The sequence below is a fragment of the Aureimonas flava genome, assembly GCF_003583935.1.
In the GTDB taxonomy this organism is placed as follows: Bacteria; Pseudomonadota; Alphaproteobacteria; order Rhizobiales; family Rhizobiaceae; genus Aureimonas; species Aureimonas flava.
The window spans coordinates 334,637-359,144 of the sequence record NZ_QYRN01000006.1 but is presented as its reverse complement, the minus strand read 5'-3'; the positions used below and the strand labels follow the sequence as shown (position 1 = coordinate 359,144).

Below are 24,508 nucleotides of genomic sequence, written 5' to 3'. Positions count from 1 at the left end.
CGCCAGACGCGTGAACCCCATCTCAACCTGCGCCACGAACGCCCGAAGATCCTCCGCCTTCGCCGTGTCCAGCGCAGACTGACGATCCCGGCTCGCCGCCTGCGACCGACGCGACTCCTCCGCTTCGCGCTCCAGACCCTGCTGCGCCTCGCGCGCCTGCCGCAGATCCTCCACGGAGCGGGCGATCCGGCCGATCTCGTCGCCGCGCTCGGTGCCGCCGACCACGTGGTCGGTCCGGCCCGCGGCGACGTCCGCGATGGTCTCGATCAGCGGACGGAGCGGCGCCATCAGGCGGCGGGTGACCCAGAGGAACACGAGCCCGACCACGAGGGCGGCGCCGACGCACACTCCGATGAGCTTGTGCTGGACATCGACGATCGGCGCGAGGAACTCGGCCTGCGGAATGCCGACATAGAGGATGCCGATCACTTCGCCGGCCGCGTTGCGGATCGGATCGTAGGCGGTGAAGAACGGCGTTCCCAGAATGTCCGCCTCGCCCCGGAACGGCTTGCCCGCCGTGAGGACGGCGTCGTACACCGGGCCGGCGGCGAGCGCCGTGCCGACCGCACGGGAGCCGTCCGGCTTCTTGACGTTGGTTGCGACGCGCCTGTCGCCCATAAACACGGTGGCGGTGCCGCCCACCAGCATCTTGATGTGGTCGACCGGCTCGCTGAAATCGTTCAGCGCCGTGCGTCCCGCATAGATGACATCGCCCCGGCGCTCGAAGTCCTTGCCGTAGCCCGACAGGATGTCCCAGGCGACGCGCATGTTGACCTCCTGCCGCTCCTCCGCCCGCTCGAACGCATCGTCCCGCAGGAGCGCCGTTCCCGCCACGCTGACGAGAACCGTCACAAGCAAAAGGCTCAGCGCCAGCATCGAGGTCAGCTTGACCGGCAGCGACAGGTTGCGAAACATCTTGGCTCCCAAAATAACTCCGGCGCGTAGGCTGTCACGCATGGGTTGCCAACCCGCTAATAGTCTGTACCGGCCACATGCCAAAAACGTACAATTCCGCTGCGTGAGGCCGGGTGACACGAGCGGTCGGGATCATCCGGAGGATCGGGCGGGCCAGGGAAGACCCGGACGCTCACCGGGCTGCGATCGCCCGGAACGACGGCGGCAAGGGACGGCGAACCTTCCGTTCGAACCCTCGCGGAACCTGCGCGCGGGCCGCACGCGGAGGTCCAGCTTCCCGGACAGGCCGCCGCCGAGGCTCCCTCGGGCGCGCCGACGGTGTCAGCACGGCGACTTCCGCACATTCGCAATTGTGCGGTACGGCGTCGAATTCGAACGCACGCCCTTCGCGCCGCTCGGACTCCATCACGATGACGTGTGCGCAGCCCGGCACCCTAAAAGGTCGCCTCATGGGTGTGGCATCCGCCATCGATGCCGTCGTCACCGTCCGAAGTCGGAGGAACTCGATCTCTTCGCCCGACGAACGTCCGACGGCTTCGTCCCAGACCCGTCCAGAGTGAACGTCGGAGCCGTTTCGGTTTTCTGCGCGGTTGGGATTCTGGAGCGGGCGATGGGGATCGAACCCACGACATCCAGCTTGGGAAGCTGGCGTTCTACCGCTGAACTACGCCCGCGCTCGGCGAGACACTGCCTTCAACGCGGGGCGGCCGTCAAGCGGGCGCCGGCGGGTTTCAGAGGAAATGCTTGGAGAGCTTGAGGCCCTGCGCCTGGTAGTTCGACTTGAGGTCCGCGCCGTAGAGCCGGTCGGGCAGGCCGGCCATGCGCTCGTAGACGAGCCGACCGACGATCTGGCCGTCCTCCAGGATGAACGGCACATCGTGGCTGCGCACCTCCAGCACCGCGCGGCTGCCCGATCCGCCGGCGGCGGAATGGCCGAAGCCGGGATCGAAGAAGCCGGCGTAGTGGACGCGGAACTCGCCGACCAGCGGATCGAAGGGCGTCATCTCCGCGGCGAAGGCCGGCGGCACGTGGACGGCCTCCTTCGAGACCAGGATGTAGAACTCGTCGGGGTCGAGCACCAACTCGCCCACCGCGCCGCGCCGGATCGGCTCCCAGAAGTCGAGCATGGCGAGGGCGCCGCGCCGGTCGACGTCCACGACGCCCGTATGCCGCTTGCCGCGATAGCCGACGAGACCGGTTCCGTCGCCCGCGAGGTCGATCGACAGGGCGATGCCGCCGCCGGAGATGTTGGCGTCCGCCGCGCTGGTCAGGCGGTGCGCCTCGTGCAGGGCGGCGAGCTCTCCCTCGCCGAGCTGCGCTTCGCCGGTGCGGAAGCGGATCTGCGTCAGCCGCGAGCCGGGACGGACCACCACGGGAAAGGTGCGCGGGCTGATCTCGAGATAGAGCGGCCCCCGGTAGCCGGCCGGAATCTTGTCGAACTCCTGGGCGCCGTCCGCCAGCACGCGGGTGAAGATGTCGAGGCGTCCGGTGGAGCTCTTCGGGTTGGCGGCCGCGCGGATCTCGGGCGGCAGGTCCAGCCCTTCCTGAAGGGGCACGACGTAGACACAGCCGGTTTCCAGGACCGCGCCGCCCGCAAGGTCGATCTCGTGCATCGACAGTCGGCCGAGCTTGGCGGCCACCGGGTTGCCGCGCCCCGGCAGGAAGCTCGCGCGCACGCGATACGCCTTGGCGCCCAGGCGCAGGTCGAGGCTCGCGGGCTGGATCTGGTCGGCGTCGAAGGGCCGCTCGCAGGCGATGCGCCCGTCCGCGGACAGACGCGCGATGTCGCGATCGGGAAGGATGCCGCCGGCCATGAACTCAACTCCTTGCTGCCCAACGCGTTAGCAGGCCGTGCGAGGCTTGGGAACGGGCGATTGATTTCACCGCGCGAGAGGCTTAAGGCTCACAGCCGTTCGTGGTGATTTGCCGGCCGGCTTGCAGCCACGTAAAACAAGTCGCTAAAGGCCGTTTCGCGTTCCGTCCGAGCGGCCCATGGCGTCTGTTGCCCCCCAAAGCGGCTGCGGAGACGTCCCATGCTGAAGAAGAACGATGCGCCCCGCCCCTTGCGTCCTGCGACCGCCATGGTCCACGGCGGGACGATGCGCTCGGGCTTCGGCGAGACGTCCGAGGCGCTGTTCCTGACGCAGGGCTTCGTCTACCCGAACGCGGAGGCCGCCGAGGCGCGCTTCAAGGGCGAGGAGCCCGGCTTCGTGTATTCGCGCTACGCCAACCCGACGACGCGCATGTTCGAGGAGCGGATGATGGCGCTGGAGGGGGCGGAGGACGCCCGCGCCACCGCCTCCGGCATGGCCGCCGTCTCGGCCGCCTTGCAATGCTCGGTGAAGGCCGGCGACCACGTGGTGGCCGCGCGCGCCCTGTTCGGCTCCTGCCGCTACATCATCGAGACCGTGCTCGGGCGCGCGGGCGTCGCCTGCACGCTGGTCGACGGGCGCGACCTGGCGCAGTGGAAGGCCGCGGTGCGGCCGGAAACCAAGCTGTTCTTCCTGGAGAGCCCGACCAATCCGACGCTGGAGGTGATCGACATCGCGGCCGTCGCCGCGATCGCGCACGAGGCCGGCGCCCGGCTGGTGGTGGACAACGTCTTCGCCACGCCGATGCAGCAGAAGCCGCTGGAGCTCGGGGCGGACGTCGTGGTGTATTCGGCGACCAAGCACATCGACGGACAGGGTCGCTGCCTCGGCGGGGTGATCCTGTCGGACGCGCAGTGGATCGCCGAGGAGCTGCAGGACTTCTTCCGCCACACCGGCCCCTCGCTGTCGCCGTTCAACGCCTGGTGCCTGCTCAAGGGCCTGGAGACCCTGCCTTTGCGCGTCGCCCAGCAGACGGCGAACGCCGCGCGCCTCGCCGACGCGCTGGCCGCCTCGCCCAAGGTCGCGCGCGTGATCTATCCCGGCCGGGCCGACCACCCGGACGCCGCCGTGATCGCCCGCCAGATGAAGGGCGGCTCGACGCTCCTGGCGCTCGACCTCGCGGGCGGCAAGGAAGCGGCCTTCCGCTTCTCCAACGCGCTGGAGATCATCAAGATCTCCAACAACCTCGGCGACGCCAAGAGCCTCATCACCCACCCGGCGACCACGACGCACAAGAGCCTGACCGACGAGGCGCGGGCCGAGCTCGGCATCGGCCCCGGCCTCCTGCGCCTGTCGGCCGGCATCGAGGACGGCGAAGACCTGGTGGAGGACGTGACGCGCGCGCTCGACGCGATCTGAGGACGGGTGCCCGTCGCCGCCTCGGCGGTGGTCGAACTCGGTTTCGCCGCATTCCTCTGCGGATTGCGGCAAGATCCCATCCGCGGGCCCCGGCGCGCGCAGCTCACGAAGCCGGCCATGTATCAGGCGACGACGCGCCACATCACCGTCAGGGTCACGCCCTCGTATCTCGGCGACCAGTCCGATCCGCCGGGCGGCCAATGGGTCTTCGCCTATCGGGTGGAGATCGAGAACGGCTCGCGCGAGACGGTGCAGTTGCGCGCGCGCCGGTGGCTCATCACCGACGCGCAGGGCCGCGTCGAGGTGGTGGAGGGACCGGGCGTCGTCGGCGAGGAGCCGATCCTCGAGCCGGGCGACAGCTTCACCTACACGTCGGGCTGCCCGCTTGCGACCTCGTCGGGCATCATGCGGGGTCACTACCGCATGCAGTCGATGGACGGCAGTCTGTTCGAGGTGGAGATCCCGGCCTTCTCGCTGGACGCGCCGGCCGATCGACGCATCCTGAACTGAGGCGGTCGGCGTCGCTTCAGCCGAAGCGTTCCAGCACCGTCGGCGTCGGCTCGGCGGCATCCGCAAGCGTGATCGCGGCGGCGACACGCCGCACGGCGCGCTCGGCCGCCGCCTCGTCGCGGGCGTGGACGAGGCAGAGCGGGTCGCCCGCCGCGAGCGCTGTCCCGACCGGGGCGATGCGCGCCAGCCCGACCGCGGGGTCGATCGGGTCGCCTGGCCGCCGGCGCCCGCCGCCGAGTTCCACCACCGCCAGCCCGAGGGGGCGCGTGTCGACCGCCGCCACGGTGCCGGCGCGCCCGGCGCCCACCGCCCGCACGACCGGCGCGACGGCAAGGTGGCACTCGGGCCGCTCCAGGAGATCCGCCGGACCGCCGAGCAGTGCGGCCATGCGCGCGAACCGCTCGGCCGCTCGCCCGCTGCGCAGAGCTTCGCGCGCAGCCGCCTCCGCCTCGGCGGCGCCGGGGGCAAGACCCCCGACCACCAGCGCCTCGACGGCGAGCGCAAGCGTCACCGCCTCGAGACGCGCGTCGCGCCCTTCGCCGGTCAGGAAGCGGAGGGCGTTGCGCAGCTCCAGCGCGTTGCCGGCGTCGGCGGCGAGCGGCTCGTCCATGCCGGTGAGAAGCGCGCGGCAACGGAGCCCCGCTCCTTTGGCGACCTCCACCAGCGTGCGCGCCAGGGCTCTCGAGTCGTCCGCATCGGCCATGAAGGCGCCCGAGCCGGTCTTGACGTCGAGGACCAGCGTTCCGACGCCCGCGGCGAGCTTCTTGGAGAGGATCGATGCGGTGATGAGGGGGATCGATTCCACGGTCGCGGTGGTGTCGCGCACGGCGTAGATCCGTCCGTCGGCCGGGGCGAGGCGGGCGCTCGGGCCGACGATGGCGCAGCCGGCTTCGCGCACCGCGCGGCGCACCACGGCGGCGTCGGGCGTGACCGCGTAGCCCGGGATCGCCTCCAGCTTGTCGAGCGTGCCGCCGGTGTGGCCGAGACCGCGGCCGGAGATCATGGGCACATAGGCGCCGCAGGCGGCGAGGATGGGTGCCAGCATCAGCGAGACGTTGTCGCCGACGCCGCCCGTGGAATGCTTGTCGAGCACCGGGCCGGGAAGCGACGACCAGTCCAGCACCTCGCCGGAATCGCGCATGGCGAGCGTCAGCGCCACGGTCTCGGCGCGGTCCATGCCGCGCAGGAACACGGCCATGGCGAAGGCCGCGATCTGCCCTTCGCTGATGCGCCCCTCGGCGACTCCCGCCACGAAGCCGGCGATGTCGGCGGCCGGCAGCGCGCCGCCGTCGCGCTTGGCGCGGATGATCTCCTGCGGCAGGGTCAAGCCGCGATCTCCGGCAGCGCCTCGGTCAGGATACGCGCGAGACGCGCCCCGCCGCGCGGGGCGACCTCCTTGGTCTCGGCGTGGCTGAGCTCGTCGCCGGTGATGCCCGCGCCCATGTTGGTGACGACCGAGGCCGCCACCACGCGCAGGCCGAGGAAACGCGCGAGGATGGTCTCGGGAACGGTGGACATGCCGACGGCGTCGGCACCCAGGATCCTCGCCATGCGAATTTCGGCCGGCGTCTCGAAGGACGGGCCCGAGAACCACATGTAGACACCGCGATGCAGCCCCTCGCCCACCCTTTCGGCCGCACGCAGCGTGGCCGCGCGCAGCCCCTCGTCGTAGGCGATGGTCATGCCGACGAAGCGCGCGTCGGACGGCTCGCCGATCAAGGGGTTGCGGCCCGAGAAGGCGATGTGGTCCTCGATCAGCATCACCTCGCCCGGGCGGATCGCAGGGTTCACCGAGCCGGCGGCGTTGGTGAGCACCAGCGTGCGCACGCCCACCTCGGCCAGCGCCTCCAGCGCCGGGCGCATGGCGGCCGGATCTCCGCTCTCGTAGTAGTGGATCCGTCCCGACAGGACCACGACCTCGACCCCCGCCAGCCGTCCGAGCACCACTTCGCCCGCATGCCCGCTCACGGCGGAGACCGGCATGCCGGGCAGCGCCGGATAGGGGATGCGTCGCGCCCCCTCCACCGCGTCCACCAGCCCGCCGAGGCCGGAGCCGAGCACCAGCGCCACCTGCGGCGCGCGCGTGCCGAGATGGGAGCGAAGGGCGTCGGCGAGCAGGCCCATCAGACGGCGTCCCGCGGAAAGGCCTTGGGCAGGAGGTCGTCCATCAGCACGGTCTCGATCACGCCCTCCACCGCATCGCACAGGAAGACGCGCGTTTCGGGCCGGGCGAACTCGGCGATGCGCTGGCGGCAGCCGCCGCAGGGCGAGCAGGCCCGCAGGCGCTCCGCCACCACCGCGATCTCGGCGATGCGCCCACCCCCGTCCATCACCATGTGGGCGATGGCCGTGGTCTCGGCGCACCATCCCTCGGGGAAGCTCACGACCTCGATGTTGCAGCCGGCATAGATCCGGCCGTCCTCCGTGCGCAGCGCCGCGCCCACGGGAAACTGCGAATAGGGCGCGTGGCACTTCCGCATCGCCGCGCGGGCCTTGAGGAAGAGGTCTTCGGACATGGGGAGCCTTGCCGGATCTGGAGGAAGGGGCGCGGGTCAGCGCTCCTTGACGTAGGGCACGCCGCCGGCCTTCGGCGGTCGGGACTTGCCGACGAAGCCCGCGAGCAGGATCACCGTCAGGATATAGGGCAGCGCCTGCACGAACTGCGGCGGGATCTGGCCGATGCCCGGCAGGGGCGTCGTCTGGAGTCGGATCGAAGCCGCATCGAGGAAGCCGAACAGGAGGCAGGCCAGGAGGGTCGGCACCGGCTTCCAGTTGGCGAAGATCAGCGCCGCGAGCGCGATATATCCCCGCCCCGCCGTCATCTCGCGCGTGAAGCCGGCCGACTGGGCCATGGAGAGGTAGGTGCCGGCAAGGCCGGTCAGCACGCCGCACACGATCACCGCGCGGTAGCGCAGCCAGGCCACCGAGATGCCGGCCGTGTCCACCGCGCCGGGGTTCTCGCCCACCGCCCGCAGGCGCAGGCCGAAGCGCGTGCGGTAGAGCACCCACCACGTGAGCGGCACGGCCAGGAAGGCGAGCCAGACCAGCGCGTTCTGCCCGGACAGGAGGCCCGAATACAGGAAGCCGAGAACGGGCACGTCGCGCAGCGCCGCCGCGCCGGGCAGCTCGATGCCGAGAAACCGCTGGTCGGCTCCCAGCGGCGGCGTGACGCCGCCCTGCATGAACCAGGCGCTGCCGAGGATGATGGTCAGGCCCGAGGCGATGAAGTTGAGCGCGACGCCGGAGACGATCTGGTTGCCGCGATGGGTGATCGAGGCGAGCCCGTGCACCAGGGCGAAGAGGACCGCGACGCCGACGCCCGCGAGGAGGCCGAGGATGGCCGAGCCCGACACGGCGGCGGCGGCCGCCGAGGCGAAGGCCCCCGCGAGCATCTTGCCCTCCAGCCCGATGTCGAAGACGCCGGACCGCTCGGAATAGAGGCCGGCGAGCGCCGCGAAGATCAGCGGCGTCGACAGGCGGATGGTGGAATCCAGGAGGTTGAGGAAGCCGGCGAGATCCATCAGCGCGCCTCCCCGCCCACCGGCTTCGGCCCGGTCTCGCGCAGGCGGAGGAAGCCGTACATGACCCCGACGCCCGGACGCAGCATGTTCTCCAGGGCCCCCGCGAACAGGATCACGAGACCCTGGATGATGACGATCATGTCGCGCGAGATGGTCGGCATGTCGAAGGCGAGCTCGGCGCCGCCCTGGTAGAGCGTGCCGAACAGAAGCGCCGCCGGGATGATGCCGGCCGGGTGGCCACGCCCCATCAGCGCGACGGCGATGCCCACGAACCCGGCGCCGGCCGGAAAGTTGAGCTGGAGCCGGTACTGGTCGCCCATCACCGAGTTCAGCGCCATGAGCCCGGCCAGGCCCCCGGAGATCAGCATGATGGTGACCACGAGCCGCGTCTCCTTCATGCCGGCGTAGCGCGCGGCGGAGGGTGAGAAGCCGAGCGTGCGGATCTCGTAGCCGAGGCGCGTGCGCCAGATCAGGACCCAGACCGCCGCGGCGGCCACGAGCGCCACGAAGAAGGTGACGTTGAGCGGCGCGCCGCCGAGGTCGAAGCCGAGCGCGTCGAACAGCGCGCCGAGCTTGGGAAGCTGGCCGCCCGCGTCGAACTGGCGCGTCTCGGGCTGCATCGTGCCGATCGGGCGCAAGGGGCCGACCAGGAGGTAGACCATCAGCGCCGAGGCGATGAAGTTGAACATGATGGTCGTGATGACGACGTGGCTGCCGCGCCTGGCCTGGAGGTAGCCCGGCAGGAAGGCCCAGGCGGCGCCCATCGCGAAGGCGGCGACCACCGCCAGCGGAAGGTTGAGCCACCAGGGCAGCACCGAGCCGAGGTTGAGCGCGACGAAGGCGACGCCGAGCCCGCCCACATAGGCCTGTCCCTCGCCGCCGATGTTGAAAAGACCGCCGTGGAACGCCACCGCGACGGCAAGGCCCGTGAGGATGAAGTTCGTGGTGTAGAACAAGGTGAAGCCGAAGCCCTCGCCGTAGCCGAAGGCGCCGCGCAGCATCAGCCGCGCCGCCTCGACCGGGCTCTCGCCGACGGCCAGCACCACGAGCCCTGCGACCACGAACGCGACCACGACGTTGAGCAGCGGGATCACGCCATGGTCGATCCAGGCGGGCAGCTTGGCATAGGGTCGGCTCATGCCGGCTCCTCGGAAGACGGGGTCAGGTCGATGCGCCCCTGCGCGTCGAGCGGAAAGAACGGGTTGTGGGCGATTTCCCAGAGATGCCCGTCGGGATCGGCTAAATAGCCGGAATAGCCGCCCCAGGACGCTCTCTGCAACGGCTTGACCGACTGGGCTCCCGCCGCGACGGCCACGGCGAACAAGCGGTCGGCTTCCGGCTCTGAGGGCAGGTTGACGGCGAGCGTCGCGCCACGGAAGCGCGGAAGCGGCTCGGCCGCGAGACCGGCGTCCTCCGCCAGGTCGCGCATGCCGAACAGGGACAGAACGAGCCCCTCCCCTTGCAGGAAGACCACCGCTTCGTTGCCGGCGTCCGTGCGCGTCCAGCCGAGCGCCTCGTAGAAGCGGGCGGAGCGGGCGAGGTCGGACACGCCGAGCGTCACAAGCGAAACGCGCGCGTCCCTCATTCGGCCGCCTCGCGGCGGGTCTCGCCGGCCATCAGGAGGCCGATCTCGCCCTCGTCCGCCTCGGGCCCGCATTCGCCGACGATGCGCCCGGCGAACATGACCAGGATCCGGTCGGCCAGGGAGCGGATCTCGTCCAGCTCCACCGAGACGAGCAGCACCGCCTTGCCGGAATCGCGCATCTCCACCACGCGTCGATGGATGAACTCGATGGCGCCGACGTCGACGCCGCGCGTCGGCTGGCCGATCAGCAGCACCGCCGGGTCGCGCTCCATCTCGCGCGCCAGTACGATCTTCTGCTGGTTGCCGCCGGAGAAGTTGGCGGTCTTCAGCTCGCAGGACGGCGGGCGGATGTCGTAGGCCTCGATCTTGGCGCGCGCATCGTCGCGCATCGCCTTCACGTGGAGGAACGGGCCCTTCCCGAAGGCCGGATCGCGATGGTAGCCGAGGATCGCGTTCTCGCATCCCTGGAACGGCAGCACGAGGCCGACATGGTGCCGGTCCTCCGGCACGTGCGCGAGCCCACGCGCGCGCATGGCGGCGGGGTCGAGCGCGCCGGTCGGGTCCAGCGTCTCGCCCCGCAGCCGCATCGTGCCGCGCTCGGCGCGCCGGATGCCCGACAGCGCCTCCAGAAGCTCCGACTGCCCGTTGCCGGCCACGCCCGCGATGCCGACGATCTCGCCGGCGCGCACCTGGAACGAGACGTCGTCCACCATGGCGACGCCGCGCGCGTCGCGAACCGACAGGCCCTCGACCTCCAGGAGCGGCGCGCCGGGCGCGGCGGGCCGCTTGTCCACACGCAGCAGGACGCGCCGGCCGACCATGAGCTCGGCGAGCTCGCCCGCGGTGGTGTCGCGCGTCGGGCGCGTGGCGACGATCTCGCCGCGGCGCATCACCGAGACGTTGTCGGTCACGTCGAGGATCTCGCGCAGCTTGTGGGTGATCAGGACGATCGTCTTGCCCTCGGTCCGGAGCTGGCGCAGCACCGCGAAGAGCTGGTCGGCTTCCGCCGGCGTCAGCACGCCGGTCGGCTCGTCCAGGATCAGGATCTCGGCCCCGCGATACAGCGCCTTCAGGATCTCGACCCGCTGCTGAAGCCCGACGGGCAGCGTCTCCACCACCGCGTCGGGATCGATCGCCAGCCCGTGCTCGCGCTCGAGCCGCAGGAGCTCGGCCCGCACGCGGCGGATGCCCGGCGACAGGAGGCCCGACCGCTCGGCCCCCAGCATGATGTTCTCGAGGACCGTGAAGGGCTCCACCAGCATGAAGTGCTGGTGCACCATGCCGATGCCAGCGGCGATCGCCGCGTTGGAATCGGGGATCGACACCGGCTTTCCCCCGACGCGGATCTCCCCTTCGTCGGCCTGGTAGAAGCCGTAGAGGATGGACATCAGCGTCGACTTGCCGGCCCCGTTCTCGCCGACGATGCCGTGGATGGTGCCCCGCTCCACCGCGAGGTTGATGTCGCGGTTGGCGCGCACGGCGCCGAAGCTCTTGGAAATGCCGATCAGCTCGATCGCGGGGGCCATACCGATCCTGTCGCCTTCTTACGTTCGCGGCAGACTATCGACCTCCACGCCCGAGCGCCAGACAGGCCGGGTCGCCATCCCCGGCGCGCAAGGCCCTTGATCCGCGGGCCGCGCTCGCCCCATCTGTCCGTTTCCGTCAGATCCCGTGGAGCCCCATGTCCGAGACACCCCGCCCGCCGCGCCAGAGCCGCGCCGACTATCGCGCCTTCGTGCCCGTGACCACCCGCTGGTCCGACAACGACATGTACGGCCACATGAACAACGCCGCCTACTACGCCTTCTTCGACACGGCGGTGACGAGCTGGCTGCTGGGCACCGGCCTGTCGGCGCGCGATTCGATGTTCTTCGTCGCCGAGACCGGCTGCCGGTACCTGTCGGAGGTCGGCTATCCCGACCGCGTCAGCGTCGGCCTGCGCGTCGGGCATCTCGGCGGCTCGTCGATCCGCTACGAGATCGGCGTCTTTCGCAACGACGAGGACCTCGCGGCGGCGGAAGGCCTGTTCGTGCACGTCCACATCGACAAGGCGAGCCGCCGTCCGTCGCCCGTCCCGGCGCCCTTGCGCGATGCGCTGGAGGCATTGCGGCCATGAGCGACCAGGATCGGATCACCGAGCTCGAGATTGCGCTCGCGCACCAGAACCGGACGGTGGAGGAGATGTCCGCCGAAATGGCGGCACAGGGCCAGCGCGTCGAGCGGCTCGAGAAGACGCTGAAGGCGCTGGTGCAGCGCCTTCTCGACCTCGAGGAGAGCGCAGCGCCCCGCCCGGAGGCGACGCGCCCGCCGCACTACTGATCAGGCGAGCCGGGCGATCCGCTCCGTCAGCAGCGCGAAGAAGCCATCGGCATCGCCCGAGCGCACGAAGAAGGCGTTCGGCGGCCGCTCGGTGACGCCCCAGTAGTCCACCACCGTCATGCCGCGCGTGAGCGGACTGCCGGTCTCGACCTCGACGTTGACGCGCCGACCCTCGAAGAGTTCGGGCCGAAGCAGGAAGGCGGTCACGCAGGGGTCGTGCAGCGGCGCTCCGTCCCAGCCGAACTTCTGGAGGTCGTAGACCTCGGAGAAGGAAAGCATCGCCGCCACCGCCGCGCCGGCCCTGGTGCCCAGCGCCCGGAAGGCCTCGATGCGCGCCGGGGTGGCGTGCATCCCGTGCGTCGCGTCGAGCGGCAGAAGCGTTAGATCGACGCCGCTGGCGAACACCGAGGCGGCGGCCTCCGGGTCGACATAGACGTTGAACTCGGCGGTCGGCGTGACGTTGCCGACCTCGAAATAGGCGCCGCCCATCATCACCACGCCCTGCAGGCGCTCGGCGATGTCGGGCGCCTTGAGCAGCGCCAGCGCGAGGTTGGTGAGAGGGCCCAGCGCGGCAATGGTGACGCTCTTCGGCGGATGGGCCCGCACCGTGTCGACGATGAAGTCGACGCCGTGGCCGTCGCGAAGGGCGGTCGCGGGCGGCGGCAGGTCCGGCCCGTCGAGCCCGGTCTCGCCGTGCACGTGCTCGGCGGTCACCAGCGGCCGCAGGAAGGGCCGCTCGGCGCCGGCATGCACGGGGATGTCCCCACGCCCGGCGAGCTCGGCGATGCGCCGCGCGTTGGCCGCCGCGAGATGCAGCGGCACGTTGCCGGCCACCGCCACGATGCCGAGGACGTCGAGCTCGGGCGAGCCGAGCGCGGCGAGGATCGCGATCGCGTCGTCCTGTCCCGGATCGGTGTCGAAGATGATTTTGCGCAAGGGCGCCTCCTGGAAGCCTTCGGCCCGGCGCATAGCATCGCGGGGCCCCGAACGCGAAGCGGCGCCCGGGAGGGCGCCGCCAAGGGTCGGCCGGATGCGCGCCGCCTCAGTAGGGGCAGGCGTTGTCCGTGTTGTAGTTGTGGACCTGGATCGTGCCGGCGATGATGTTGGCCTTGGCCTTCTCCACCGCCGCCGTCATCTCGGGCGTGATGAGGTCCTTGTTGTTGTCGTCCACCGCGTAGCCGACGCCGTCCTCCTTCAGGCCGAGCGTCTGCGTGCCGGCGGTCCACTGGCCGTCCTGCGCGTCCTTGAACGCCTGGTACACCGCGTTGTCGACGCGCTTGACCATGGAGGTCAGAACCTTGCCGGGATGCAGGGCGTTCTGGTTGGAATCGACGCCGATGCCGAGCTTGTCGGCGTCGGCCACGGCCTGCAGCACGCCGATGCCCGTGGCGCCCGCCGCATGGAAGATCACGTCGGCGCCCTGGTCCATCTGCGAGCGCGCGAGCTCGCCGCCGCGCACCGGGTCGTTCCAGGCAGCAGCCGTGGTGCCGGTCATGTTCTCCAGATACTTCACGTCGCTCTTGGCCGCGAGCGCGCCGCCCTTGTAGCCGCAGGAGAAGTTGCGGATCAGCGGGATGTCCATGCCGCCCACGAAGCCGACCGTGCCCGACTGCGACTTCAGCGCCGCCAGCATGCCGACGAGGTAGGATCCCTCCTCCTCCTTGAACAGGATCGAGCGCACGTTGGGCCGGTCGACCACCGTGTCGATGATGGCGAACTGGAGGTCGGGATATTCCTTGGCGACGTTCTCCATCGCCGCCTGCTGGGCGAAGCCGACGCCGATGATCGGCGAGTTCCCGTCGCGCGCGAAACGGCGCAGCACCTGCTCGCGCTGCGTCTCGTTCTGCATCTCGAACTCGCGATAGGCGACGCCCGTCTCCTGCTTGAAGCGCTCGGCGCCGTTGTAGGCCGCCTCGTTGAAGGACTTGTCGAACTTGCCGCCCAGATCGAAGATCACGGCGGGCTTGAACTCGGCGGCAAGCGCATGGCCGGCGAGGCCGAGCGAGCAGGCGGCCATCAGGCCGGCGAGAAGATGCTTCATGGGTTGGGTCGTGTCCCTGTTGCGCGAAGACGGCCACGCCGACCACCGGGCTCGCGCCCCGCGTGGAAAGGCCAGCCACGCCGCCGCTCGGGCGTGCGTGGCCGAGGGCCATACTCAACGCAAAAGCCGACGTCCCGCAAGGGCGCCGCCCGCCGGAGGGCGCGCCTGCCCTTTCAAGACGGCCGCGACTATTCGGCCGCGACCTGGCCGAGGCCGACCGGACAGCTCACGCCGGTGCCGCCGAGCCCACAATAGCCACGCGGATTCTTGGCGAGATACTGCTGGTGGTAGTCCTCGGCGTAGAAGAATTCCGGCGCCGGCAGGATCTCGGTGGTGATGCGGCCGCGATGGCCCGCCTCGTCCAACGCCGCCTGATAGGCGTCGCGTGCGGCCTCGGCCGCCTCGCGCTGGCCCTCGTCGGTCCAGTAGATGCCGGACCGGTACTGGGTGCCCACGTCGTTGCCCTGGCGCATGCCCTGGGTCGGATCGTGCGATTCGAAGAAGGTCTTCAGCAGCGTCTCGAACGAGATCTCGGCGGGATCGTAGACCACGAGCACGACCTCGTTGTGCCCGGTGCGGCCCGAGCAGACCTCCTCGTAGGTCGGGTTGGGCGTCGAGCCGGCGGCATAGCCAACCGCCGTCACCAGGACGCCGGGAAGCTGCCAGAACTTGCGCTCGGCGCCCCAGAAGCAGCCGAGGCCGAACACGGCCGTCCGCGCGCCGGCCGGAAACGGCCCCTTGAGCGGCGCATCGGACACGAAATGCCGCTCGGCCGTCGCCAGCGCGTCGGCGCGTCCGGGCAGCGCTTCCTCGGCGGTCGGCAGCACCGTCTTCTTCATCAGTCGATCGAGAAAGGACATGGCGTTCACCTCGTGGTTCGCGTGGCGCGGCGCGGCGGCCGGCCGACGAAAAGAAACAGTATCCCGGCTAGGCCGAGGACGACGGACGCGGGCTGGCGCCCGATCTCGCTGGCAAGGCTCGCGCCGCGCCCCTCGGCCGCGAACACGCCGCTGGCCGAGACCGTGCCGGCCGCCGCGTCGAACAGGGTCAGGCCCACCGAGCGCGCCGCAGCCTCCAGCGGCATCAGCGCCGTCGCGCCGGACGCGATGGACCGGGCGATGTCGCCCACCGCAAGCGCCGTAGCCGCCGCCAGCAAGAGACATCCCGCAACACGCACGATCCAGGCCAACAGCCGCATCGCCTCGCCTCCTCCCGCCAGTGGCTCGGGGGGACTGATCCCGACGCCCCAAGCCTGCGCGCGCCGCTCGTCGTTTCGGCGCCCCGTCCAGATATGGTTCCTCCCAGCGGCGCACGCAACGCCGCCGCGTCGCACGGCGGCACCGCCGACGCCGTTACCCCGGCTCGCCCATCGGGCGCGTCGGTGTCGGCCCGCGCATGAAACCGCTTGCCAGACGAAGCGTTCCAGTGATAGTCCGCGCCCACCGTACCGGCACCGGCCCGGAGCCTCGCGCTTCGAGTTTTGGCCGACCGGTCAGGAGGGGTGGCCGAGTGGTTGAAGGCGCACGCCTGGAAAGTGTGTATACGGGAAACCGTATCGGGGGTTCGAATCCCCCTCCCTCCGCCAGCTGACAGTCGCCAGCCGCTGCTTCAGTTTTTCCTCCACAACGTCTGCCTCACCCCACCCTCTCAGACTAGGGGCCGCCCCCTTCGATTAGAGGTAAGCGGCAGTGCAGATGAGGACTGCTTTAGCCTCGCGTCGACGCTCGCGAATGTGTCACCAGACCTACCCCCCTTTTTGCAGCGTCCCTAGAAGTGCAGTTGTGAGGGTGAAGGCGATCGTCGGCCTCAAAGGGGCGCCCGGAGCAGCCGGCGAAAGGCAGTTCCGGGTAGGCAACCCACATAGAATGGCGATCCCCTCCGCCATGGCGTTGTGTCCTAGGCACTGTCGACTGGTTTCCCGCACGACATTCGAAACCGTCCACCGAACAACGGCGAGCAGAGTTCTGACCATGGCCGCCTTCCATGCCGCCAACCTCAAGCATCACAAAAAATGCTCAGCACCAGCCCAAGCGGGTAATCGCTGCACTCCGTATCACGCCGAACCTCCGGCGGTAGGCGCCTGAGAAGGGAATGCCCACATCATCGATGGCCAGCGCGAGCACGGTAACGCCGAGCGACCCCATGCGAGCCTCGAGCCGCCGCGCATGCGCTCCAACCACCGTGCAAAGGCCGCCCGCGCCGCCCCAACCCAATACGCCAGGCATTTGAACCGCGGCCGACAAGCCCACCATGCATTGGATCTGAACCAGGTCACCTGCTGGGGAAGGTCATCGGCCCCTGCCTTCCGTTTTTCGATCGCGTGCGACTGTTCATCAAGATGGTTTGATGGGCGTCCTGTGTTCGCGGTCACCAACCGACACTAACTCTGGAGTCGGGGCCGGATGATCCGGCTGCAAGATGGAGCAGATCCCATGACCAAATCCTGGAAGAAGCCTGAAATGTGCCAGGTGGCCGCCGGTTTCGAGATCACCCGCTATGCGGAGGCCGAGATCGCGGTGCGCAAGGAAGCCAAGAAGTAGGGAGCCTCGACGGCTCGCTTCGACGGCCCGCCGCGCGTGCGGCGGGCCGTTCGCTTTGAATGGGATATGGGCGACGTGCGACTGACAATCCTCGGATCGGCCGCTGGCGGAGGCTTCCCGCAGTGGAACTGCAACTACCGCCTGAGCCGGGCGGCGCGGGCCGGAACTCCCCAAATGCGCCCGCGCCTGCAGTCGAGCCTTGCCGCGAGCGCGGGCGAAGGCCGGGGTTTCGTCCTCTTCAACGCCTCGCCCGATATCCGCCAGCAGATCAACGAGACGCCCGCGCTCCAGCCGGCCCCGGACGCGCCACTGCGCTCGACGCCGATCCGCGCCGTGGTGCTGACGAACGCCGATGTCGACCATCTCGCCGGTCTCCTGTCGCTGCGCGAGCGGCAGGACTTCCACCTCTACGCGACGGCACGTGTGCTCGCCGTTCTCGCGGACAACCCGATCTTCCGCGTTCTCGACCCGGCCCATGTGCTCCGATTGCCGGTGAGGCTCGACGAGCCCTTCGCCGTCGAGGGGCCGGACGGGCCGACGGGCCTTTGCGCCGAACTCTTCGCCGTGCCCGGCAAGGTCGCGCTGTTCCTGGAAACCGGGGAGGCCGGCCGGGACTTCGAGGCGGACCCGGAGGATACGGTCGGCGTGCGCATCACGGACGCCGGCGGCCGTTCGGCCTTCTACGTGCCCGGCTGCGCCCGCGTCGACCCGGCGCTCTTCGAGCGCGTCGACGGGAGCGCCCTCCTCCTCTTCGACGGAACCGTGTTCACCGACGACGAGATGGCCCGGGCCGGCGTCGGCTCCAAGACCGGGCGGCGCATGGGGCACCTGCCGATCGCAGATGCGGGCGGCTCGCTGGAGGCATGGGCGGGGGCGACCATCGCGCAGCGCGTCTTCGTGCACATCAACAACACCAATCCGATCCTCGACGAGGGCTCGGCCGAGCGCCGCATCGTTGAGGACGCGGGCTGGACGGTCGCCTTCGACGGCATGGAGATCGAACTATGACGCCCGACTTCCGTCTCGACCGCACGCTTTCCGCGGACGAGCTCGAGGCCGTGCTGCGGCAGGTCGGGCACGAACGCTACCATATCCGCCATCCCTTCCACCGGCTGATGGTCGAGGGCGCGCTGACGCGCGGCCAGATGCAGGCCTGGGCGCTGAATCGCTACTGCTACCAGGCCGTGATCCCGCGCAAGGACGCGATCGTCCTGTCGCGCATCGAGGACCGGCCGCTGCGCCTCGCCTGGCGCGAGCGCATCCTCGACCACGACGGCGACGGATCGACGCCCGGCGGGATCGAGCGCTGGATGCGCCTGGCCACGGGCCTCGGCCTCGACGCCGACACCGTGGCCTCGCAGCGCCTGGCGCTCCCCGCGACGCGTTTCAGCGTCGGCGCCTATCTGACGCTCGTGGAAAAGCGCACGCTCCTCGAAGCCATTGCCTCGTCCCTCACCGAGATGTTCTCGCCGCAGGTGATCGGCGAGCGCGTCTCGGCGATCCTCCAGAAGTATCCCTATGTCGACGAGGACACGCTCGGCTACTTCAAGCCGCGCCTGACGCAGGCCCCCCGCGACGTCGACGTGGCGCTGGCCTTCGTGCGCGAGCACGCCCGAACCGTGGAGACACAGCAGCTCGTCGTGGACGCCCTGATCGCCAAGTGCGAGATCCTCTGGACCATGCTCGACGCGCTGCATTTCAGCTATGTCGAGCCGGGCCTCGTGCCGCCGGGAGCCTTCAGGCCAGGGGACGGCGCATGACGCGCCCGGAGCGCCCGCTGGCCGACGTCGCCTCGCGCCCGTCGCTGCCGCGCCATGTACGGATGCATTTCGATCCGCACCGCAACGCCTGGGCGCTCCTGTCGCCGGAAAAGGTGCTGTGGCCCGACGAGATCAGCCTTGCGATCCTCAGCCGATGCGACGGGCGGTCCGAGGCCGGGGCGATCGCCCGCGAACTTGCCCGGGAATACGGGGCGGACGAGCGCGAGGTGCGCGCCGACGTGCTCGCCTTCCTCCAGGACTGGAGCGATCGCATGGTGGTGCGCCTGTGAGCGAGACGAGCCCCGGCCTTCCGATCGGCATCCTCGCCGAGCTGACGCATCGCTGCACCCTGCAATGCGGCTACTGCTCCAACCCGCTGGAACTCCTGAAGGCCGACCGGGAGCTCGGCACGCAGGCGTGGACGTCGATCCTCGAACAGGCCGCGGACCTCGGCATCCTGCAGGTCCACCTGTCCGGCGGCGAACCGACGCTGCGTCGCGACCTGCCCGAACTGGTGAGCGTCCTGGCCGCGCGCGGCGTCTATTCGAACCTCATCACCGCCGGGGTCGGCGTCGACGCGCGCATGGTGGCCTCGCTGAAGGCCGCCGGGCTCGACCATGTGCAGATCTCCTTCCAGGGCGCGCGGGCCGAGACCACCGAGCTGATCGGCCGCCTCAAGGGCGCGCACGAGCGCAAGCTCGCCGCCGCCCGCGCGGTGCGCGAAGCCGGTCTGCCGCTCACGGTCAACGCGCCGATCCATCGCCGCAACATCGACGAGGTCGAACTCTTCATCGAGCTTGCCCTCGCTCTCGGCGCGGAACGGCTGGAGATCGCCAACGTCCAGTATTACGGCTGGGCGCTCCTGAACCGCGCGGCGCTGATGCCCTCGCGCGAGGCGGTGGAGCGGCAGATCGGCGTGGTGGAAGCCGCGCGCGCCTCGCTTCGCGGCGTGCTGGCGATCGACTTCGTGGCGTCCGACTACTACGCCCGCTATCCCAAGGCCTGCATGGGCGGCTGGGCGCGCGACGCCTTCATGATCACGCCCGACGGCACGGCGATGCCCTGCCATGGCGCCGCCTCGATCCCGCATCTGACCTTCGACAACGCCGCGCGGACGCCGCTCGCCGACATCTGGGCGCGCTCCCCGGCCTTCGAGGCCTATCGCGGGACGGCGTGGATGAAGGAGCCCTGCCGCAGCTGCGAGCGACGCGAGATCGATTTCGGCGGTTGCCGCTGCCAGGCGATGATGCTGGCGGGCGACGCGGCAGCGACCGATCCCGCCTGCTCGCTGTCGCCGCTGCACGGCCGCATCTCGGGACTGGCCGAGGACGAGGCGCGTGGCGCGCCGGCGCCCATCCGATACCGGCGCATCGGCGCAGCGACGGAGCCCGCCTGACGCCGGCGGGACTTTCCGGTCCCGCGTGCCGTCAGGACGGCGGCACGAGCCGCAGGAGGCGCCCCGTCTCCCCGTCGGTCAGGACCTGGATCGAGCCGTCCGGCGCGACTCTGACGTCGCGCATCCGCTCGCCCAGTTCGGCGAGAAGCAGCTCCTGCCCGGTGATCCGCCCGCCTTGCCGATGCACGAGGCGCACCGTCTTCTCCGCGAGCGCGGGCACCAGGAGCGCTCCGCGCCACTGCGGGAACAGGTCTCCCCCGTAGACCGCGAGCCCGGCGGGGGCGATCGAGGGCGTCCATTCCAGGAGCGGCGCCTCGAAGCCCGGCAACGAGGCGAAGGGCGTGACGCGCGCGAAGCTGTAGTCGAGGCCGCCGGAGACCAGCGGCCAGCCGTAGTTGCGGCCGGGCACCAGCCGGTTCAGCTCGTCCCCGCCGCGCGGTCCATGCTCGGCGACGAGAAGCGTGCCGTCCGAAGGATCGAGCGCGATCCCCTGCACGTTGCGGTGCCCGAGCGTCAGGATCTCGGGTGCGGCGCCGGGGCGGGCGGCCAGCGGATTGTCCGCCGGGATCGACCCGTCGCGGCCGAGCCGCACGATCTTGCCGAGCGTGTTGGCGGGATCCTGCGCGTCCTCGCGCCGGTCGAACCCGTCGCCGAGCGAAAGCGCCAGGGTCCCGTCGGGCAGGAAGGCGATGCGGCTTCCGTGATTGGAGCCGCCGGCCTTCGGCGTCGCGGTGAAGAGCACCCGAAGGTCGTCGAGCGCGCCGTCCCGCAGGCGGGCGCTGACCAGTCTCACATTGTTGGCCTCGGCGTCGCCGTGCAGGAAGGTCAGGAAGATCCGTCCGGTCTCGGCGAAATCCGGGTCGACCGCAACGTCCATCAGCCCGCCCTGACCGGCCGTGTAGATCGGCGGCAGGCCGCGCACCGGCGCGGGGTCGAGCGCGCCGTCCGCGCCGACGACCCGCAGCCGCCCCACCGCTTCCGTAAGGAGGCGGCGCCCGTCGGGCAGGAACGCCAGCGACCAGGGCCGCTCCAGCCCTTCGATCTCGCTCACGACGCGGTAGAGGCTCGGATCGACGCGAGGCGGCGGCTCGGCCTTGGCGGGCAGCGACGGGCCGAACAGCAGCGTTGCCAACAGACCAACGGCGGGAAGGCGAGAGCGGCGCGCGCACGGGTTCACGGCAATGTTCGTGTTCATTTGCGTCGCCTCGCTTCCATGTAGACAGCCAACATAGGCGACGAACGGCCGGCGGCGGCGCTACACAAGGAATGGTGAACGATGACCCGAACGGCCGGCCGCCTGGCGATCGCGTTTCTGCTGGCCGTTCTCGCGACGGCGATCCCGGCAAGCTTCATTCAGACGAATATCAACCTATCGAACCTTGCAGACTTGGGAGCGCCAATATCGCCTCTTGTCCGAACGCTCACGACGCTTCAGGACATCGTCTTCTTCGGCCCTGTCATGGCCGCGATCACGGCGGCCGCCTTTCTCCCTGCCTTCGTCGCCGCCTGGCCGATGTCCCGAGCCCTTCCGTACGCGCGACTCCCGATCCACGCGCTGGCGGGAGCGGTGTCCCTATGGACGGCATTCGAGGTGATGGGCTTCGTCAGCCCGATGCCGACGTTCGTCGCCGCGGCCCGTACGCCCGAAGGCCTTCTGGCTCTGTCGTTGACGGGCCTGATCGGCGGAGCGTTGTTCGCCTACGTCGCAGGCCAGCGCACGAGACCTGCCATGGCGTGAATCGGACGTCGGTCATCGCCTCGCCGGATCGGAACGCGCTCCGTTCACGAACCCTCCGTCGCTATCGGCCTGCCCCCTGAAGTGTGGCCCTTCCTGAACTCGTTTTTTGAGCCTTGGAGGATGCCGGGATTGCGGCGGAAGAAGCACAAGCTTGAGGAGATCGTCGCGACGCCCCGAGGTCTGTCCGACGCCGATCGAGACGGCGGACTGGCTGAACGAACTGGGCCTGGAAGGTTGGAAGTTGTCGCGTCGGTACAGGATGTGTCTCCGGAAGGTGTCATCCGGCTAGAACGGGCGGAACACCACGCCGCGCTCGCCGAACCCATTGGCCAAGAGCGGCTTGGGGAGACCGACCCCCTCCAGCGCCAACGCTGAGATCGTTCGGCCTTGAGTTCGATGTCGCGCCGTCGGCGAGCACGCTCCTCCGGCGATAGCGCGACGTCGTCCATTCGGTCGAGGTCAGCGGGTGTGACGACGTCGAGGCCGGCCGCCGGATGTCCGGCAGTGATCCCTGGGCCAATGCCGCAACGGCCGCCATTCGAGCGGCGCTTCCCGAACCAGGCGAGCCGAGGCCGATCGTGCAGCAACGAACCATGGACGAACGTGCCTTTCGAACCCTCCCCCTTGCCAACGTTATAAGATAACATTACACGCATCGACCAGATCCGCCCCGGGAGTTGGCCATGCGAAAGTTGCCCGTCACCGCCCTGTCCGGCTTCCTCGGAGACGGGAAGACGGTTCGGTCGAACCACATGCTTCAGAGCCGCGAAGGGCCCCTTTTCGTAACCATCCTCCCCGACTCGGGCGGGGTGAGCGTTGACGCGGGCGACCTCTTGCGCGATCGCCGCGAAACGGCGCGCGACGGCGACGCGCGCACTGTGGCCGACCTCCGTTCGACGCCCGCGGTCGCCCAAGCTTCCCAATGTCGCCCCCTGATGGGGCCTGTTCTCCATTCTGTCGGGGGCGACCATCGCCAGGACATCGTGTTCATCGGCACCGACCCGATGGATGAGGCAGGGTGCCGCGCCTGTCCGGACGCTCGCCCTGTGGATGCGCCCGCCGTCACGCCGAACGCGTGGACGAAGCGACGAGAGCCGTTCCCGAACCGGTCGCGGCAAGCCGCCTGATCCTGCCCTCCGATCCTTCCGCGCCCCGAACCGCGGCACCCGGGAGACGCCGTCCCATTCCGGCATCGCCCTGCCGGGACATGGCGCCCCTTCGCTCGAACCAAGACGGTCGACCCTTGAAAGCCCTCCGCCCCACATTCGGCATCGCCCCCCTGTTTGTCGCCATCGCCCTGTCGGCACCGGCCTCGGCCGAACCGCTGCGCGTCGTTGCCAGCTTTTCCGTCATCGGCGATCTCGCCGGTCAGGTGGGCGGCAAGCACATCGAGCTGACGACGCTCGTTGGCCCCGACGCCGACGCGCACGTCTACGAGCCCCGCCCGGCCGACGCGAGGGCGCTCGGCCGAGCCGACGTGGTGCTCGTCAACGGCCTGTCCTTCGAGGGTTTCCTGCCCCGCCTCGTCGCAGCGAGCGGGACGAGCGCCCCGCTGGTGGAGCTCACCGAAAGCGCCGATATCCTGAACGATCCGAACGGCGGCCACTACCACTTCGACGGTGGGGAGGCGGTCTTCCACGCGACGCCCAACGACCCGCACGCCTGGCAGTCCATCGCCAACGCCAAGGTCTACGTCCGCAACATCGCGAAAGCCTTCTGCGACGCGGACCGACCCAATTGCCCGGCCTACGAGGCGAACGCGAAAGCGTACGGCGAGGACCTGTCCGGTCTGGACGCGCACATCAAGCGGACCATCGCCGCCATTCCGGAAGATCGGCGGACCGGCGTCGTCGGCCACAACGCCTTCCGCTACTTCGAGCGCGACTACGGCGTCACGTTCCTGTCGCCGCAGGGCGTCTCGACGGGTTCGGAGGCGTCGGCCGCCCATGTCGCCTCCCTGATCCGCGAGATCCGCGACCAGCACGCCGTGGCGGTGTTCGCCGAGAACATCTCCAACACGCGGCTGATCGAGCAGATCGCCTCGGAGGCGGGCCTCGAGCTCGGCGGCACGCTCTACTCGGACGCCCTCTCGGCCGCAGGCGGTCCCGCGCCGAGTTATGCCGAGATGATGCGCGCCAACGCGCGGACCATCGCGACGGCCTTCGGCTCCCGCTGAGGTCTCACGGCCCCCTTTCCTCGATCACCCTTCATTGGAGAAGACGACGATGCTGCGCCCTCTTGCCTGCGCGACAGGCCTATCGCTCGCCCTGACCGCCAACGCGGTGGCTCAAGAAGCCGAACACGGCCACGAGGACGTCACGCTCTACCGCGTGTTCGTTGGCGATCACGCCGCGCCGAAGGTGACCGCCTTCGACCTCAGCGATCCGGCCAAGCGGTGGTCGTTCGGGACGACCGGACAGAGCAGGCTCTACGGCGTCGACAGCGGCTCGGCGGTCGTTGCCGTCCAATCCGACGACGACGAGGTCCACTTCATCCGCAGCGGCATCTCCCTCCACTCGCATGGCGACCATTCGGATATCGACATCGACGATCCGGTTGCCCACGAAGCGACGCTGACGGGTCCCCGCCCCTTCCATCTGATCGACCATGACGGCAAGGTCGTCATCAACTTCGATCGCGGGGGGTATGCCGAGGTTCTCGACGCGCATCTTCTAGGCGAGGGCAAGGTCGAGGCGACCCGGCTTCCCCAGGCGCGCGCGCACCATGGCTATGCCGCACCGATCGGCGATGCCTGGGTGACGAGCGTCGCCTCCGAGGCGCCCGTCGAGGGCGACGCGGCGCCCCAGCGCCTCGGCCTCCAGCAGGTGAAGGCGGACGGAACGCCCGTCGGCGAGGTCCAGACCTGCACCGGGATCCACGGCGAGGCCTTCTCCGGCGCCTATCTCGCGACGGGTTGCAAGGAAGGCATCCTGACGGTCACCGCCGGGAAGGA

23 protein-coding genes, 2 tRNA genes, 1 pseudogene and 1 riboswitch are annotated in these 24,508 nt (G+C 69.9%); of the genes and pseudogenes, 11 read left to right on the top strand and 15 right to left on the bottom strand.

The window, feature by feature from the left end; translation table 11 throughout:
- The 3 genes from D3218_RS13550 to D3218_RS13540 all read right to left on the bottom strand — a co-directional run.
- Positions 1-915: cache domain-containing protein (locus tag D3218_RS13550; RefSeq protein WP_119540605.1), on the bottom strand; the 915-nt coding region annotated here is incomplete at its 3' end.
- Between the two features lie 599 nt (positions 916-1,514).
- Positions 1,515-1,589, bottom strand: a tRNA-Gly gene (locus D3218_RS13545).
- Between the two features lie 57 nt (positions 1,590-1,646).
- Positions 1,647-2,729: a 2'-deoxycytidine 5'-triphosphate deaminase gene (locus D3218_RS13540; protein WP_119540604.1), complete on the bottom strand. Its 1,083-nt coding sequence runs from the start codon at positions 2,727-2,729 to the stop codon at positions 1,647-1,649.
- A 91-nt stretch (positions 2,730-2,820) separates the two neighbouring features.
- Positions 2,821-2,896: riboswitch (SAM riboswitch) on the top strand.
- A 52-nt stretch (positions 2,897-2,948) separates the two neighbouring features.
- Here D3218_RS13540 and D3218_RS13535 point away from each other — a divergent pair.
- Together D3218_RS13535 and apaG are read left to right on the top strand one after the other, a co-directional pair.
- A complete protein-coding gene (locus D3218_RS13535; protein ID WP_119540603.1) occupies positions 2,949-4,145 on the top strand; it encodes an O-succinylhomoserine sulfhydrylase in 1,197 nt (398 codons plus the stop codon).
- Positions 4,146-4,262: 117 nt separating this feature from the next.
- Positions 4,263-4,655, top strand: coding sequence for a Co2+/Mg2+ efflux protein ApaG (apaG, locus tag D3218_RS13530; RefSeq protein ID WP_119540602.1), 393 nt, complete (start codon positions 4,263-4,265; stop codon positions 4,653-4,655).
- A gap of 16 nt (positions 4,656-4,671) precedes the next feature.
- Here the strand turns inward: apaG and deoA are convergent, their stop codons facing one another.
- The 7 genes from deoA to D3218_RS13495 are packed head-to-tail and all read right to left on the bottom strand — an operon-like array spanning position 4,672 to position 11,287.
- Complete coding sequence (deoA, locus tag D3218_RS13525) at positions 4,672-5,982, bottom strand: thymidine phosphorylase (RefSeq protein ID WP_119540601.1); 1,311 nt, start codon at positions 5,980-5,982, stop codon at positions 4,672-4,674.
- Positions 5,979-6,779, bottom strand: a complete 801-nt coding sequence (locus D3218_RS13520) for a purine-nucleoside phosphorylase (RefSeq protein WP_119540600.1) — start codon at positions 6,777-6,779, stop codon at positions 5,979-5,981. The genes deoA and D3218_RS13520 overlap by 4 nt, the downstream gene beginning before the upstream one ends.
- Positions 6,779-7,171 carry a cytidine deaminase gene (locus D3218_RS13515; RefSeq protein ID WP_119540599.1) on the bottom strand — a complete coding sequence of 131 codons (393 nt, stop codon included), beginning with the start codon at positions 7,169-7,171 and terminating at the stop codon, positions 6,779-6,781. The genes D3218_RS13520 and D3218_RS13515 overlap by 1 nt, the downstream gene beginning before the upstream one ends.
- Before the next feature lie 36 nt (positions 7,172-7,207).
- Positions 7,208-8,176, bottom strand: coding sequence for an ABC transporter permease (locus D3218_RS13510; RefSeq protein ID WP_119540598.1), 969 nt, complete (start codon positions 8,174-8,176; stop codon positions 7,208-7,210).
- Positions 8,176-9,315 carry an ABC transporter permease gene (locus D3218_RS13505; protein WP_119540597.1) on the bottom strand — a complete coding sequence of 380 codons (1,140 nt, stop codon included), beginning with the start codon at positions 9,313-9,315 and terminating at the stop codon, positions 8,176-8,178. The genes D3218_RS13510 and D3218_RS13505 overlap by 1 nt, the downstream gene beginning before the upstream one ends.
- Positions 9,312-9,761 carry a VOC family protein gene (locus D3218_RS13500; protein ID WP_119540596.1) on the bottom strand — a complete coding sequence of 150 codons (450 nt, stop codon included), beginning with the start codon at positions 9,759-9,761 and terminating at the stop codon, positions 9,312-9,314. Before D3218_RS13500 ends, D3218_RS13505 begins: the two co-directional genes overlap by 4 nt.
- A complete protein-coding gene (locus D3218_RS13495) occupies positions 9,758-11,287 on the bottom strand; it encodes an ABC transporter ATP-binding protein (protein WP_119540595.1) in 1,530 nt (509 codons plus the stop codon). Before D3218_RS13495 ends, D3218_RS13500 begins: the two co-directional genes overlap by 4 nt.
- Before the next feature lie 155 nt (positions 11,288-11,442).
- On the opposite strand from D3218_RS13495, the gene D3218_RS13490 reads away from it, so the two are divergent.
- Both D3218_RS13490 and D3218_RS13485 read left to right on the top strand, forming a co-directional pair.
- Positions 11,443-11,877 (top strand): acyl-CoA thioesterase, encoded by a 435-nt coding sequence (locus D3218_RS13490; protein ID WP_119540594.1) that lies wholly within the window; start codon positions 11,443-11,445, stop codon positions 11,875-11,877.
- Positions 11,874-12,080 carry a SlyX family protein gene (locus D3218_RS13485; RefSeq protein ID WP_119540593.1) on the top strand — a complete coding sequence of 69 codons (207 nt, stop codon included), beginning with the start codon at positions 11,874-11,876 and terminating at the stop codon, positions 12,078-12,080. Before D3218_RS13490 ends, D3218_RS13485 begins: the two co-directional genes overlap by 4 nt.
- Here the strand turns inward: D3218_RS13485 and D3218_RS13480 are convergent, their stop codons facing one another.
- From D3218_RS13480 to D3218_RS13465, 4 genes are all read right to left on the bottom strand, one after another.
- Positions 12,081-13,049 (bottom strand): nucleoside hydrolase, encoded by a 969-nt coding sequence (locus D3218_RS13480; protein ID WP_119540592.1) that lies wholly within the window; start codon positions 13,047-13,049, stop codon positions 12,081-12,083.
- Between the two features lie 73 nt (positions 13,050-13,122).
- Positions 13,123-14,121 (bottom strand): BMP family lipoprotein, encoded by a 999-nt coding sequence (locus D3218_RS13475; protein ID WP_119540591.1) that lies wholly within the window; start codon positions 14,119-14,121, stop codon positions 13,123-13,125.
- Between the two features lie 188 nt (positions 14,122-14,309).
- Complete coding sequence (gene msrA / locus D3218_RS13470; RefSeq protein ID WP_119540590.1) at positions 14,310-14,981, bottom strand: peptide-methionine (S)-S-oxide reductase MsrA; 672 nt, start codon at positions 14,979-14,981, stop codon at positions 14,310-14,312.
- Positions 14,982-14,986: 5 nt separating this feature from the next.
- Positions 14,987-15,319: a hypothetical protein gene (locus D3218_RS13465; protein ID WP_119540589.1), complete on the bottom strand. Its 333-nt coding sequence runs from the start codon at positions 15,317-15,319 to the stop codon at positions 14,987-14,989.
- Between the two features lie 297 nt (positions 15,320-15,616).
- Between D3218_RS13465 and D3218_RS13460 the strand changes: the two genes are divergently transcribed.
- The 4 genes and pseudogenes from D3218_RS13460 (at position 15,617) to pqqE (ending at position 19,817) form a co-directional block, all read left to right on the top strand.
- A tRNA-Ser gene (locus tag D3218_RS13460) sits at positions 15,617-15,706 on the top strand.
- A 1,021-nt stretch (positions 15,707-16,727) separates the two neighbouring features.
- Positions 16,728-17,669, top strand: coding sequence for a pyrroloquinoline quinone biosynthesis protein PqqB (pqqB, locus tag D3218_RS13455; RefSeq protein WP_342635115.1), 942 nt, complete (start codon positions 16,728-16,730; stop codon positions 17,667-17,669).
- Positions 17,666-18,711, top strand: a pseudogene (pqqC, locus tag D3218_RS13450) (pyrroloquinoline-quinone synthase PqqC). Before pqqB ends, pqqC begins: the two are co-directional and overlap by 4 nt.
- Positions 18,708-19,817 (top strand): pyrroloquinoline quinone biosynthesis protein PqqE, encoded by a 1,110-nt coding sequence (gene pqqE / locus D3218_RS13445; protein ID WP_119540588.1) that lies wholly within the window; start codon positions 18,708-18,710, stop codon positions 19,815-19,817. The pseudogene pqqC and the gene pqqE overlap by 4 nt, the downstream one beginning before the upstream one ends.
- 31 nt (positions 19,818-19,848) lie before the next feature.
- On the opposite strand, the gene D3218_RS13440 is transcribed toward pqqE, so the two are convergent.
- A complete protein-coding gene (locus D3218_RS13440) occupies positions 19,849-21,012 on the bottom strand; it encodes a PQQ-dependent sugar dehydrogenase (RefSeq protein WP_119540587.1) in 1,164 nt (387 codons plus the stop codon).
- A gap of 81 nt (positions 21,013-21,093) precedes the next feature.
- Here D3218_RS13440 and D3218_RS13435 point away from each other — a divergent pair, with 81 nt between their 5' ends.
- The 3 genes from D3218_RS13435 (at position 21,094) to aztC (ending at position 23,731) form a co-directional block, all read left to right on the top strand.
- Positions 21,094-21,555, top strand: a complete 462-nt coding sequence (locus D3218_RS13435) for a hypothetical protein (protein WP_119540586.1) — start codon at positions 21,094-21,096, stop codon at positions 21,553-21,555.
- 683 nt (positions 21,556-22,238) lie between these two features.
- Positions 22,239-22,682 (top strand): CobW family GTP-binding protein, encoded by a 444-nt coding sequence (locus D3218_RS13430; protein ID WP_119540585.1) that lies wholly within the window; start codon positions 22,239-22,241, stop codon positions 22,680-22,682.
- A 116-nt stretch (positions 22,683-22,798) separates the two neighbouring features.
- Positions 22,799-23,731 carry a zinc ABC transporter substrate-binding protein AztC gene (gene aztC, locus D3218_RS13425; RefSeq protein ID WP_245415038.1) on the top strand — a complete coding sequence of 311 codons (933 nt, stop codon included), beginning with the start codon at positions 22,799-22,801 and terminating at the stop codon, positions 23,729-23,731.
- Positions 23,732-24,508: the final 777 nt, after the last annotated feature.

Coding starts and splice junctions, on each gene's coding strand:
- D3218_RS13540 (WP_119540604.1), bottom strand. CDS start 2,729: ATGGCCGGCGGCATCCTTCCCGATCGCGACATCGCGCGTCTGTCCGCG.
- D3218_RS13535 (WP_119540603.1), top strand. CDS start 2,949: ATGCTGAAGAAGAACGATGCGCCCCGCCCCTTGCGTCCTGCGACCGCC.
- apaG (WP_119540602.1), top strand. CDS start 4,263: ATGTATCAGGCGACGACGCGCCACATCACCGTCAGGGTCACGCCCTCG.
- D3218_RS13520 (WP_119540600.1), bottom strand. CDS start 6,779: ATGGGCCTGCTCGCCGACGCCCTTCGCTCCCATCTCGGCACGCGCGCG.
- D3218_RS13515 (WP_119540599.1), bottom strand. CDS start 7,171: ATGTCCGAAGACCTCTTCCTCAAGGCCCGCGCGGCGATGCGGAAGTGC.
- D3218_RS13510 (WP_119540598.1), bottom strand. CDS start 8,176: ATGGATCTCGCCGGCTTCCTCAACCTCCTGGATTCCACCATCCGCCTG.
- D3218_RS13505 (WP_119540597.1), bottom strand. CDS start 9,315: ATGAGCCGACCCTATGCCAAGCTGCCCGCCTGGATCGACCATGGCGTG.
- D3218_RS13500 (WP_119540596.1), bottom strand. CDS start 9,761: ATGAGGGACGCGCGCGTTTCGCTTGTGACGCTCGGCGTGTCCGACCTC.
- D3218_RS13495 (WP_119540595.1), bottom strand. CDS start 11,287: ATGGCCCCCGCGATCGAGCTGATCGGCATTTCCAAGAGCTTCGGCGCC.
- D3218_RS13490 (WP_119540594.1), top strand. CDS start 11,443: ATGTCCGAGACACCCCGCCCGCCGCGCCAGAGCCGCGCCGACTATCGC.
- D3218_RS13485 (WP_119540593.1), top strand. CDS start 11,874: ATGAGCGACCAGGATCGGATCACCGAGCTCGAGATTGCGCTCGCGCAC.
- D3218_RS13480 (WP_119540592.1), bottom strand. CDS start 13,049: ATGCGCCGGGCCGAAGGCTTCCAGGAGGCGCCCTTGCGCAAAATCATC.
- D3218_RS13475 (WP_119540591.1), bottom strand. CDS start 14,121: ATGAAGCATCTTCTCGCCGGCCTGATGGCCGCCTGCTCGCTCGGCCTC.
- msrA (WP_119540590.1), bottom strand. CDS start 14,981: ATGTCCTTTCTCGATCGACTGATGAAGAAGACGGTGCTGCCGACCGCC.
- D3218_RS13465 (WP_119540589.1), bottom strand. CDS start 15,319: ATGCGGCTGTTGGCCTGGATCGTGCGTGTTGCGGGATGTCTCTTGCTG.
- pqqB (WP_342635115.1), top strand. CDS start 16,728: ATGGGCGACGTGCGACTGACAATCCTCGGATCGGCCGCTGGCGGAGGC.
- D3218_RS13440 (WP_119540587.1), bottom strand. CDS start 21,012: ATGAACACGAACATTGCCGTGAACCCGTGCGCGCGCCGCTCTCGCCTT.
- D3218_RS13435 (WP_119540586.1), top strand. CDS start 21,094: ATGACCCGAACGGCCGGCCGCCTGGCGATCGCGTTTCTGCTGGCCGTT.
- D3218_RS13430 (WP_119540585.1), top strand. CDS start 22,239: ATGCGAAAGTTGCCCGTCACCGCCCTGTCCGGCTTCCTCGGAGACGGG.